Annotated in this window: 8 protein-coding genes; 5 read left to right on the forward strand and 3 right to left on the reverse strand. The window is 73.1% G+C overall.

The annotated features are described in order from the left end of the window. Positions 1 to 124: 124 nt before the first annotated feature. The gene (locus QSK17_RS04815) at positions 125 to 1264 is read right to left on the reverse strand and encodes a magnesium and cobalt transport protein CorA (RefSeq protein ID WP_285703155.1); all 1140 of its coding nucleotides are present in this window, start codon (positions 1262 to 1264) and stop codon (positions 125 to 127) included. Positions 1265 to 1445: 181 nt separating this feature from the next. Here QSK17_RS04815 and QSK17_RS04820 point away from each other — a divergent pair, with 181 nt between their 5' ends. From QSK17_RS04820 to QSK17_RS04835, 4 genes are all read left to right on the forward strand, one after another. Beyond that, on the forward strand, positions 1446 to 2177 hold the full coding sequence (locus tag QSK17_RS04820; protein ID WP_285703260.1) for a M50 family metallopeptidase: 732 nt from the start codon (positions 1446 to 1448) through the stop codon (positions 2175 to 2177). A gap of 57 nt (positions 2178 to 2234) precedes the next feature. Beyond that, positions 2235 to 3530: a hypothetical protein gene (locus QSK17_RS04825; protein WP_285703156.1), complete on the forward strand. Its 1296-nt coding sequence runs from the start codon at positions 2235 to 2237 to the stop codon at positions 3528 to 3530. After that, a complete protein-coding gene (locus tag QSK17_RS04830; RefSeq protein WP_285703157.1) occupies positions 3523 to 5031 on the forward strand; it encodes a hypothetical protein in 1509 nt (502 codons plus the stop codon). The genes QSK17_RS04825 and QSK17_RS04830 overlap by 8 nt, the downstream gene beginning before the upstream one ends. 64 nt (positions 5032 to 5095) lie before the next feature. Then, entirely contained in the window at positions 5096 to 8053 is a 2958-nt protein-coding gene (locus QSK17_RS04835; protein WP_285703158.1) for a coiled-coil domain-containing protein, read from the forward strand. 16 nt (positions 8054 to 8069) lie between these two features. On the opposite strand, the gene QSK17_RS04840 is transcribed toward QSK17_RS04835, so the two are convergent. Further along, entirely contained in the window at positions 8070 to 9503 is a 1434-nt protein-coding gene (locus QSK17_RS04840) for an APC family permease (protein ID WP_285703159.1), read from the reverse strand. Between the two features lie 11 nt (positions 9504 to 9514). Beyond that, positions 9515 to 10612: an alcohol dehydrogenase catalytic domain-containing protein gene (locus tag QSK17_RS04845; RefSeq protein ID WP_285703160.1), complete on the reverse strand. Its 1098-nt coding sequence runs from the start codon at positions 10610 to 10612 to the stop codon at positions 9515 to 9517. Positions 10613 to 10909: 297 nt separating this feature from the next. Between QSK17_RS04845 and QSK17_RS04850 the strand changes: the two genes are divergently transcribed. Continuing rightward, a complete protein-coding gene (locus tag QSK17_RS04850) occupies positions 10910 to 12394 on the forward strand; it encodes a PucR family transcriptional regulator (protein WP_285703161.1) in 1485 nt (494 codons plus the stop codon). Positions 12395 to 12504 lie beyond the last annotated feature (110 nt).

Genomic DNA, 12504 nt, shown 5'->3' on the forward strand with positions numbered 1-12504 from the left:
CACGGCGGCCCGGGGCGGTGACGCCCCGGGCCGTCGCGTCTTCGTCTCGGCTTCGTCTCGGCCACCTGCCGATCGTCGGCCTGGCCGGCACAGCAAGGCTTCCGGAGGCGGCGGACGGCCCGGCTCAGAGCCAGTCGCGGCGCTTGAAGACCAGGTAGAGGGTGACGCAGACCATGGCCATCAGGGCCACCGCGAACGGGTAACCGAACAGCCAGTGCAACTCGGGCATGTGGTCGAAGTTCATGCCGTAGATCGTGCCGACCAGCGTGGGCGCGAACAGGATGGCCGCCCAGGAGGAGATCTTCTTGACCTCGTTGCCCTGCGCGATGCTGGCCGCGGTGAGCTTGGTCATCTCCTCGTTCTGGGCCTGGCTGACCAGGGTCGAGTTGACGATGAGGATGTCCTGGAGCATCTCGCGGAACCCGGCGACGCGCTCGGTGACCGTGATGGCGTGGTCGGCGACGTCGCGCAGGTATCGCTGGAGCTCCTCGTCCACGCCGTACTTGGGCGCGTGGACGATGAAACCGTCGAGCATGGCGACCAGCGGCTTGGTCGCCCGCTGGAACTCGATCACCTCGCGGGACAGCGCGTAGATTCGCCGGGGCGCCGCCGGGTCGCCACCGAAGACCTGCACCTCGATCTCGTCGATGTCGTTCTGCAGCCCCGCGACGACGGGCGCGTAGCCGTCCACCACCGCGTCGAGGATCGCGTACAGCACGGCCTGTGGCCCCTGGCGGAGCAGGTCGGGGTCGGACTCCATCCGGCCGCGCACCTTCGACAGGTCGGGCGCTTCGCTGTGCCGTACGGTGAGGACGAAGTCGGGGCCGACGAAGACGTGCAGCTCGCCGAAGGCGACCTTCTCCGCCTTGTCGAGATACTGCGCGGCGCGGAGCACGACGAAGAGCGTGTCGTCGTAGCGGTCCGCCTTCGGCCGCTGGTGGGCGACGATGGCGTCCTCGACCGCGAGGTCGTGCAGCCCGAACTCCTGGGCGGCGGCGGTCAGCTCCTCCTCACCCGGGCGGTAGAGCCCTATCCACGCCATCGCTCCGGGCCTGGAACGCAGGGAGGCGATCGCGTCGGCCAGTGACACCGGCGAGTCGACCCGCTTGCCGTCCTCGTAGATGGCGTTGTCGACGACGCTGCCCCGCGCCGGCCACGCGGCGGTGGAGGCGTCACCGGACAGCGGGTCCATCGACTCCTCGGGAGCGGCATCCCGCTTCGTTCGGACGAGTCCCCGCAAACCGCGCATTCGACGCTCAGCCACACATAGACCGTAGAACCTTTTCACGGCACGCCGGCACCCCGAGGTGTCTGCCCCCGCTCTGCCGGGCCGCCTCGCGACGCCTCGCGACGCCTCCGGCGGCGGCCGGGCGATCACAAGGCCGCGGTGGGTTTACATCGCGTCGATCTCCCTGGCCGTACGCTGTCTCCCGGAGGTGGCCCCCCTGAAAGCACTCTGGAACCATCTGATCGCGACGCAGGACGCGCCGCCGACGTGGCTGATCGTCCTGGCCGGGCTCGCCGCGCTCGCCGCCGTCGCCTATCCCCCGTCGTGGCACCTGGCGCGCGGCCTGATCACCATCGCGCACGAGGGCGGTCACGCGCTCGCGGCCGTGCTGACCAGGCGCAGGCTCCACGGCATCCGGCTGCACTCCGACACCTCGGGGGTGACCCTCACCAGGGGGAACCCGCGCGGCCTCGGCATGATCGTCACGGCGGGCTCCGGCTACGTGGCGCCGTCGCTGCTCGGGTTCGGCGCGGCCTGGCTGACTTCGGCCGGCCACATCACGCTGCTGCTGTGGAGCGTGCTCGCGCTGCTCGCCTGCATGCTGCTGATGATCCGGAACATTTTCGGCGCGGTCTCGCTGCTCGTCACGGGCGGGGCCGTCTTCGCGATCTCGTCCTTCACCAAGCCGGAGGTCCAGGCGGTCGTCGCCTACGCCGCGGTCTGGTTCCTCCTGCTCGGCGGCGTACGGCCGATCGTCGAACTGCAGAGCAAGCGCCGGCGCGGCCAGGCGCCCGACTCAGACGCCGACCAGTTGGCCCGGCTGACCCGGATACCGGGCACGTTCTGGGTTGTGCTCTTCCTGCTGGTCTCCGCCGCCGCGCTGGCCGCAGGAGCCTGGCTGCTGGTCGACCTGCCCGCCCTCCTGCCCGCCGCCTTCGGCTCAGCCTGAGCTCCAGCCACGGGATCATGGCCGGGATTGTCGCCGGCAAGCCGTACGGTATAGCGCGTGCCTCAGCAGATCTCACCAGGGAGACGACCCGCGCCGCAGCGGGACTCACAGCGGGACGCACGCCGGGAGACCCGGCGTGATCCCGGCCCGGAGGCGTTGCCCGAGACGCTGGACGCCGCCCTCACCGATGAGGCCGTGCTCGCGACGTACCGGCGGATGTTCGCCGCGCTCGCGCGGGACAGCGGCGCGGTCGTGGACGATCCCGCCCTGGTCGACATCGCCGAGACGCTGTTCGACGCGTTCGCCGAGGCGGGCGAGGAGTGGCTCACCCATGAGCAGATGCGGCACGCCTGCCGGACCCACCCCACCGACCAGTTCGAGAACCGGCTGCGCGTGCTGAGGGGACTCGGCGCGATCCGCGAGGTCTTCCCCAAGCCCAACCAGCTGCGTTACCGGGCGTCGTTCACCAGCGTCGTCGGGCTGATGTTCATCCGCCGGATGATGGACGACGGCGGCCAGTCCGAGATGCACCGCCTGCTCGCGCTGGAGGATCTCAACGTCGCCGACCCGAGCACGACCATGGAAGAGGCCCGCCAGTCCGCGGGGAACCTCGCCCGCGCGTTCCGGCTGTGGGCCCTCGAACTGATCACCTTGACCAACGGGACGATCGAGGAGCTGCGCGAGCAGGCGCCCAAGCTCTGGGGCACCGAGGAGATCGCGCGGCGGGCGCAGAGCCTGCACGGGACGATCCTGCGCAGGTGGCCCGGCCTTGACCGCACCTGCACCGAGCTGCGGGCCGCGATCTACGCCTACAGCGACGCCTCGCGCCGCGCCGCCGGACGGCTCGCCGACTCCGCGGGGACGACCCGCAACCTGACCCTGCTGCCCGCCGAGACGTGGCGCACATTCGCCCAGACCGCGTCGAAGGAGCGGCTGGCGGCCGTGCTCGACGGCTTCGTCTTCGACGCGCCCGCGCCCTGGCACGATCCCGCCGCCATCGCCACGGCGGTGGACGAGGCCCCGCGCCCGGCGCCGGTCCGGCCCGCTCCCCCGCGCTCGCCGCTCCCGGACACTGGGCCGGTCGATTACGCGGACGGAGGCGTGGCCGGGCTCGACCGGCTCACCGCGGTGGCGGAGTCCGCGCTCGGCGGCCGAGCGGCAGTGGCGCTGGCCGAGGTGCTGACCGGTGACTGGGCCTCCATGCGCCGCGTGCTCGCCGACCTCGCGTCCGCGGATCTGCGTCCAGAGCTGCCCTACCGGCTGTGCTGGTCCGACGCCCTCAGCGCCGACCCCGGCGGCCATCCGAGCTGGCGGTCCGACGGCACGCTCGAACGGGTGACGACCGATGGCTGAGATTCCCGGCACCCAGAACCCCGGCACCCAGAACCCCGGCATCGAGACCCCCGGCACCGAGAACCCCAATACCAAGAACCCCGGTGCCGAGGTCGACCCGGGCGGCGCGGCCGCGCTGGAGCACGCGCGGGCCCGGGCGCACGGGCCGCTCGCACTGCGGCTCGCCGAGCCCGCCCCTCCCGGTTTCGTCCGGCTCTCCGGCGGCGACGCCACGCCGGTCGCAGGCGAAGGCGCGGCCGGGCCAGGGGCCGCATCCACGCGCACGCCGGTGGTCGCGCTCCCCGTCTGGCCGGACGGCGTGACACCGTCCGTCCTCGACGAGTACGGCCTGGCACCCGTCCCGGTGGAACGCTCCGGAGAGACCCGCCGGGTGCTCGCGGCCTGCCTGCGGGCGTGCTGGACGGACCTGGCCGCCGAGCCGTGGCCGGGCGCACCCGCGTCGATCTCCGACGTGCTCGCCTGCTATCGCGCGCTGACCGGGCGGGGCGACGACATGACGCGCAGCTGGGCCGTGGGCGCGCTGCGCCGCCTGGCCGACACCGGGTGGATCATCAGGTCCGGCGACGTCGTGCGGCTCGGCCCCCGGTGCGCGACCTGGCCGCCGGAGTCGCACGCCGTCCTGCGCGAGCTGGTGCGCCGCCTGCCCGGCCCGCAGCCCGCGGACGGCCCCGCGACGCTTTCGTTGGAGGAGTCCGGATCCGGCGACCCGGCGCCTTCCGACTTGGCACCTTCTGAGACAGCGACTTCCGGCCCGGTGCTTTCTGACACAGCGTCTTCCGTCACAGCGTCTTCCGTCGCAGCGCCTTCCGTCACAGGGCCTTCCGACCACCGGCCGGTGAGCGCCGGGCGCGACGAGACGAGCCCGGATTTCGACGGGCTGCTCTCCCCCTATGACGAACGCCGAAGGGCCGAGCTGGTGGCGGCCCTCATGGCGGTCGAGCACGCGGCCGAGCCGGTCCACGAGGCCAGATTCGCCGCCCTGCGCGATCCCGCGCTGCGCCGTACGCTCGCGGAGATGCTGGCGCGGCGCGGTCGGACCCTGATCCAACGCCGCGACACGTGGATCTCCGGGTACGACGACGCCGTGGCCGCCCGGCTCATCGGCGCCTCCAGAAGGACGGCGGGCGCGAGGCCGGGGCTGACGGAGGGCGAGCGGGCGGTCCTCACGCTGGTGCTGGTCCACTCGGTCGCCATCCCCCGGGCCGATGGGTTGCTGTCCGAGGACACCTGGCTCTCGCCGTACCCCGTGGCGGTGGAGGAGCTGCGCCGCCGCACCCTGCTGCCGATCGGCGAGCTGGAGTCCGCGCTGCGGACGCTGCGCCAGGTGGGCCTGCTGACCCAGGTCAAGGCCGTCTCGGAGGAGGCGCCAGGCGGGTACGTTCCCGGCCCGCAGTTCCACCGGCTCACGGCGGCGGCCCGCCGCCGTCTCCAGGAGGAGCTGATCCTGGCGGCCGGACCGCAGACGCCGCTCGCCACCGCGATCAGATCGCGGCGAGCGTGACCGGGAAAGACGGGCCTGGGAAAGACGAGCCCGGGAAAGACGAGCGAGGAAAGGAAGCAGCGGCTTGACGCAGACCGAGAACGTCGTCGGGGACCGGGTGCTGGTCGCCGTGCAGGCGATCAACATCTCCCGGCTGTCGACGCATCCGGTGCCGACCGTGCCGGGGACGCTGATCGTGGTCGCCGGCGCGGGTCCCAAGGACTCCAACGGCGCGGGCAAGTCGTCGTTCATCGCGGCGATCACCGCGCTGCTCGGCGACGAGCAGTGGCGGTTCGCGTCCGGGGCCAAGGCCGTCTCCGAGCTGCTGTTCAACGCCGAGCTCGCCGCGCACGGCGACCAGCAGTGGGCCAGTGCCGACCATGGCTACATCGTCGGCGTGTTCGACGTGCCGTCGGCCGGCCTGCCGATGACCGTGTGGCTGCGGGTCAACCGCGAGGCGCCATACCTGGAGATCAGGTGGACGGAGGGCGTGCGCCTGGCCGGAGGCGCTTCGGAGGCCGACCGCGTCACCCGGTCTGACGAGGTGTGGGCCCAGCTCCCGCGCAGCGCCGGGCGCCGTGATGTCGTGGCCCGCGACCTCACCCGGGTCCTGTACGGCGACCGCGTCCGGTGCGTGTCGTTCCTTTCCACGTCGGTCCGGAGCAAGGTCGCCACAAACCTGCTCTCCCAGCCGCTCAACGAGATCTCCCCCGAGCGGATCTTCGAGGCGATCGCGGCGCTGACCGGCCTCGACGCCGAGCTGGACCAGGAGCGCGAAGCCAGGCGGGACGAGCACGCCAAGCGGGTCAGGGCGGCGGAGGCGGCCGACCGGCTGCACGAGTTCGAGACCGAGTCGCAGGCGCTGCTCGCCGCCTTCGACCGGCGCGACCAGGCGCGCGTCCAGCTCGCGAGCGCGCTGCGCTGCTGGCGCGGGAGGCTGGCCCGGCGGCTGGTCGACGCCGCCGCCCGGGACGAGGAGCTCGACGCGGAACTCGCCACGTGCGAAGAGGCCGCGGAGTCGGCGTCGGACGCGATCGCCACGCTGCGCGAGGAGATCGCCGCCCTGAAGGACGACTCGCTCGACCGCGCCCTCGCCTCCGCCCGGCGCGAGCTGGCTCAGATCCAGGCGCGGGCGGCCAAGTTGGAGGCCGACCGGGCGGTGGCCCAGAGCACCGTCGACGGGCTGCGGTCCCAGACGCCCGCGCTCGAAGACCTGCGGCGGCAGGCCGACGGGCGGGACGTGGCCACCGCCGAGCGTGAGAAGGCCGCCGCGCGCGCCCGGGTGGACGAGGCGCTCAAGGCGCTGGGTGTGGCCGACAGCGAGGCCGAGACGGCGCGGGCGGCCCTCGACGACGCGGAGAACGGTCCCGCGGCCGCCCAGCTCGCGGCCCTGGCCGGGCGGGGCGTCGCCGCCGCCAGCCTGCTGGACGCGGTCGACGTCGCCGAGCAGGCACGGGACGCGTCCGCCGGTGGTCCCGCGGCTGAGCTGGTCGCGACCAGGGCCTGGCCGCACGAGCACGCGGTGATCGTGGACGGCGCCGACCTGGCCGCGGCGGCGAAGGCGCTCGCCGACCTGCCGGGATCCGTGCTGGTCAGCTCCACGGGTGTCACGGTCGTCGGCGCCTTCGAGAGCGCGGTGACCGGGCGGGAGGCCCGGGTCAAGGCCGCCGAGCAGCGCCTGAACCGGGCCCGCGACGCGCAGGATCGGGCCGCCGAAGTGGTGCGGCAGGCGGAGGCCGAGATGGCCGAGGCGGTCCGGCGGGCCGACGGCGCCCGGGCGGCGGTCCGCCTGGAGGACGTCCGTACCCGCCTGGAGGCTCAGCGGGAGCTGCTGACCGGGCTGCACGCGGCGGCCGACAAGCTGGCACCGGCGCTCGACGCGTCGGAGGAGAGCGTGAGCGCCCTCGACTTCAGGGCGCGCACCCGCGACATGGAGATCGAGCGGTTGGAGGGCCGCCGGGCGCGGTTCGAGGCGGATCGCGACCGGGCCCGGGAGCAGGCCGCCCGGACGACCGCCGAGCGGCGGGCACTCGACCTCGGCGGACTCACCGAGGAGTGGTGCGGCACGGTCGAGGAGGCGCGCGGGTGGCTCGCGGCGGAGGAGCCGCTGACCGCCGACGAGTGGTGGCGCGGCGCCGAGCGGCATCTCGACGCGGCCCTGCGCGGCGGGTTCGGCGACTCCGCGGAGACGGGCGACGAGATGCCGGAGGAGCTGGCCTTCCTCGTCAACGAGCGGCGGAGCGGCCGGTCGGCCGAGGAGCTGGCCACGTTCCCCGCGGTGTGCGCCGCTCTCGGCTCCTATCTCCGCGGCCAGGAGGAGTACGAACGCCACCGCCGCCAGCAGATCGAGACCCAGCTCTCCTCACGCCGGCGCGACCTGGAGACGGCGAACCGCGGCGCGGAGGACGCGGCGCAGTCCACGGCCGTGCACCGGGCGGCGCTCACCGAGGCGATCAGGGCCCGCCTGGCCCGGGTCGCCGAGGAGTTCGAGAAGCTCGACGTGGGATACGGCGGCTACGGCGCGACGCTGGACTTCCCGGTGCCCGCCGCGCCCGCCGATCCCGAGCAGCGCTGGTCGTGGCGGGTCGTGCCCAAGTGGCGGCGGGGTGACGGCCAGGGGTTCGTGCCCTACAACCGGCGGGCGAACACGGCGCTCATGGACGAGAAGGCGGTCAAGCTCGTCTGCGCCGCCGCGATCGCGTCCTCGGGAGGCGGCCACCTGACGCTGGTCCTCGACGAGCTCGGCCGCAACCTCGGCAAGGAGCACCGCAGGGAGGCCGTGGCGCTGTTCCGCAAGATCGGCGAGATGCACGGCATCACGGTCATCGGCGCCCTGCAGGACGACATGGAGCCCTACGCCATCGACGCCTGCGGGCAGTACGTGAAGCTGCGCCGCTCCTCGGACGCCATGCCGTACAACGAGCCGCCGGTCATCGTGGGGCACGACCGGCACGCCGAGAGGGTGCGCATGCTCGCGGACTGGGTCGCCCGCCCGCGAGCCGCGTCACCGGCGGGTCCCGGCGGCGTCGCCGCCGGGACGTAGCCCCGCCGCGGAGGCGTCAGGACATTTCCGCGAAGTCGGTCTCGGTGGTGCCGATCGTCTGCGCCACCGAGGGCCGCACCGCCCTGAGATAGCCGTACCACCCGAGCGCCACGGCGAAGGTGACCAGGAACGCGCAGATCACGAAGTTCAGCGGCCAGGCGGGCCACGGCACGACGTTGACGTAGAAGACGTACGCCATGCCGATCACCGAGATCGCCACGCACGGCCAGATCAGCGAGGCCCTCACACCCTCGCGGCGCAGGAAGATCGGCGCGGCGAGCGCGACCACGGCGTAGGCCACCATGTAGCCGAAGGTGCCGTACGTGTCGACGAGCACGGTGATCTCCATGCCGTCCACATTGAGGGCGTAGAGCGTCGCGGTCAGCAGCACCGCGAGCGGCGCGATCGCGAGGATGGCGCGGTGCGGGGTCTGCTGAGTCCGGTGCGTACGGCCGAGCGAGGCGGGCAGCACGCCCTCCTTGCCCATCACGAAGGCGATGCGCCCGAGCACGTTGACCGGCGCGACCACCACGGCGAAGAACGAGGCCGTGATGCCGAGGCTGACCACCGGGCGGAACCAGCCGGGCATGCCGGCGGCGACCGCCAGCTCGTCGAGGGGGTTGCCGCTCGCGCCGAGGTCGCCGAGCACCCGGTAGCCGGACACCTGGACGTAGGACGCGAAGATGTACAGCACGCCGACGCCGGCCGCGCTCCACATGATCGCCCGCGGGATCGCCTTGAACGGGTTGCGCGCCTCACGGCCGAGCGCGTCGGAGCTGGAGAAGCCGACGAAGCCGAGGATGGCCAGCACCATGCCGACCGCGATGCCGTGCGGGGTCGCGCCGCTGAGCGAGAACTGGTCGGCGTCGAAGACGGGGCCGTCGCCGGCGACCAGCACGATCACCAGCATGATCGTGATGATGGCGATGGAGATGACCTCGAGGATCAGCGAGATCCGCGCGGACATCCGGATGCCCCACACGGTGAACAGGATGGCCAGCCCGCCGATCACCAGCGCGAGGAAGACGTTCCACGCCGTGTTCTCGATCGTCAGCCCGATGGAGGACAGGAAGGCGTTGAAGTGGTAGACGGCGCCGCCGAGGGAGCCGGAGGCGATGCCGAAGCAGCCGATGATCAGCGTGATGCCGGTGACGTACGCGCCGAGGGGGCCGAGGCCCTGGGCCGCGTAATTGTAAAGGGAGCCGGCCGAGGCGCGGCGCTTGGCGAACTGGGAGATGCAGTAGCCCACCGCGAGGATCACGATCGTGGCGAGGGCGAACGACAGCCACGAGGCGTTCCCGGCGCTGGCGAAGATCCCGGCCACGGAGAACGCGATGACGGCGCTGGGGGCGATGTTGGCGATGGCCTGGGCGACGACCTCGCCGCCCGACATCGCCCCTCGCCGTAGCCCGTGATCAGCCGACGAGGGGCGGGCGCTGGTCTGGGTCATTGGGGAGTTCCTTAGGGGATCAGTAGGGTGCGCAGCGCCTCGCCGCTGGCCAGGGCGTCGAGGGCGGGACCGGCCTCGTCGAGGGAGGTCCGGCGGCTGACGAGCTGGTCGAGCTGGAGGTGGCCGTCCATGTAGCGGTCGACCAGTGCGGGGATGTCGATCGCCGGGCGGACGCTGCCGTAGTTCGAGCCGAGGATCCGCTGGTCGGCCTCGGCGAGAACGAGGGGATCGAACCGGGCGAGGGTCCCCTGGGGCGGCAGCCCGACCGCGACGGCCGCGCCGCCCAGGCCGAGGATCTGGATGGCCGATTCGAGCGTGGCCTGGTGTCCCACCGCGTCGAAGGCGTAGTCGACGCCGTCGGGCAGCAGGTCGCGGAGCGCCTCGGTCACGTCGACCCCGGCGCCGGAGATCTGGTCGGTGGCGCCGAGCGTCACCGCGAGGGCGGTCTTCTCCGGACGGGTGTCGATCGCGATGATCCGCTCGGCCCCGGCGAGCTTGGCTCCCTGGACGACGGACAGCCCGACGCCGCCGCAGCCGATGACCGCGACCGTGCTGCCGGGCAGGACGGCGGCGGTGTTCGTCACCGCGCCGACCCCGGTGGCCACGGCGCAGCCGACGAGGGCCACGGTGTCGAGCGGCGCGTCCTCGCGGATCTTGATCGCGCCGGAGGCGGGCACCACGGCCTCTTCCGCGAACGACGACACGCCCAGGTAGTGGTACACCGACTCGCCGCCCCGGCTGAGCCGGCTGGTGCCGTCCTGGAGCACGCCGCCCGGGGCGACGACGGTGGCGGCGACCTGGCAGCGGGCCTCGTGCCCGGCGCGGCAGTAGCGGCACTGGCCGCAGGGGGCGACCCAGGAGAGGACGACGTGGTCGCCCTCGGCGAGGCTGGTCACGCCCGGCCCGAGCGCGGTGACGACACCCGAGCCCTCGTGGCCCATGACGAGCGGCAGCGGCACGTCCCACTCCCCGCGGCGTACGTGCAGGTCGGATCCGCAGACCCCGGCTGCGGCGATCTTGACCCGGACCTCACCGGGTCCCGGCGGAGCCAGTTCGACCTGCTCGACCCTGACGGGCTTGTCGGGTGACTCGAAAACCGCGGCGCGCATACCGCCCCTTCCGCTCGGCCGGGGAACAGCGCAGCCGTCACCCGGTGTTACTGGAACGGGGTTAAGGGTAGGTTTGCGTGCTTTCTTCCCGCATGTAGCCAAATGTCCATCGACCTGTGCCGAGGACGCCGATCCGATATTTCCCCCCGCGCCCGGCCTCGTGTCACGGTGACCCAGCGTTGATCCGTGTACGGCCCGGCAGGTTCGGCCGGCCTGCGTCCCGGCGGGCGGCCCGGCAGGCGGCGCGGCGGAGGCGATTCGCGGAACAGCCGAAGAGGAGCAGAGAAGGAGTGCGCCGTGCTGGAGACAGTGGGCGATGTCGCGCAGCGGTTCCGATTGCGCGTCCCGACCGGATCCGCCGGGCTGGACCGCCCCATCCGGTGGACGCACATCTCGGAGCTGGCCGACCCCACGCCGTGGCTGCGCGGCGGTGAGATGCTCCTCACCCTGGGCCTCCAGCTCGACCGGATGGCCACGCCGGAGGCGCTCACCGCGTACACCGCGAGACTGGCCGAGGCCGGGGTCGCCGCCCTCGGGTTCGGCGTCGGGCTCCGGCACCCGTCCGTGCCGGAGGCGCTGGTGGCCGGAGCCGCCGCGCACGGCATGGCGGTGCTGGAGATCCCCTCCGGCGTGGCCTTCCAGGACATCACCTACCAACTCAACGGCGACCTGCTCCGGACCGGGGCCGCGGAGTCGCGGCTGATCGCGGAGGGCGTCTCCAGCATGACCAGGGTGGCCCGCAGCGCCGGGCCGGAGGGCATCGTCGCCACCCTCGCCGCCAGGATCGACAGCTGGGCGGTGCTGATGGACCGGCACGGGAAGACGCACGCGGCGGTCGGCGCGGCGCGGGTGCACCTGGACGACGCCCGTGCCGCCGCGCTCGGCCAGCGCTCCCGCATCCGGCATCCTGGCCTGACCGTGTACGGCGTCGGCGACCCGGTGCGTCCCCGCGCCCACCTGGTGGTGGCTCCCCGCCCGGACCGGATCAGCCTCACCAGGGAGCTGGCCCAGCACGCGGCCCTGCTGCTCGACCTCGCGCTCAACCCGCTGAGCGGCGGCGACACCTGGGGGCTCGCCCGGGCCGACGCCGTGGACGCGCTGATGTCCGGTGACCCCGCGCTCATCCAGCGGGTCTCGGCCCGGTGGAACCTCCTCGCCGGGAACATCGCCGTCGCGCTCCTGCGCTCCCGGTCGCGTGCCGTCCCGCTGGAGGAGAACGTCCTGGAGTGGTGCGCGGAACTGGACGTGCCGCCGCTCGTCAGCTCCGAGTCCTCCATGGTCACGGTGCTCCTGCCCGAGGACGAGCTGGGGCGGTGGACCGCGCGGGTGTGCGAGGCGGTCGAGCGCGAGGGCGTTCCGGCCCGATGCGGCGTCGGTACGGCCCAGCCGCCGTCCGCGTCCCTGCTCAGCCGCCGCCAGGCGGAGCAGGCGCTGGAAGTGGCGGTCGCGGACGCCCGGCCGGTCGTCGAGTTCGCCGGCCTGCCGACCCAGCGGCTGATCCTCCAGCATCTCGACCCCGCCGCGCGCACCGCGCTCACCTCGCCGCTGCTGCCGCTCTTGGAGAACGACTCCACCCGGATCCTGCTCCGGTCGCTGCGGGTCTTCCTCGGCGAGAACAACAACTGGGAGGCGGCGTCATCGCAGCTCGGCATCCATCGGCACACCCTCCGCCAGCGGATGGGACGCGTCGAGGAGCTCACCGGGCTGTCGGTCGCCGTCACCGAGGACCGGGTCATCGCCTGGCTGGCCCTGCAGGCCCTCCACGTCGACGACACCGTCTGATCGCCCGGAGCACCGGGTCAGACCAGCGAAGATCAGGCCAGCTCAGGGCCAGGCCAGGCCGACCCAGGCCAGGCCGACCCAGGCCAGGCCGACCCAGGCCAGGCTGACCC

Origin of the sequence: Microtetraspora sp. NBRC 16547, assembly GCF_030268965.1 — a bacterium.
GTDB lineage: Bacteria > Actinomycetota > Actinomycetes > Streptosporangiales > Streptosporangiaceae > Microtetraspora.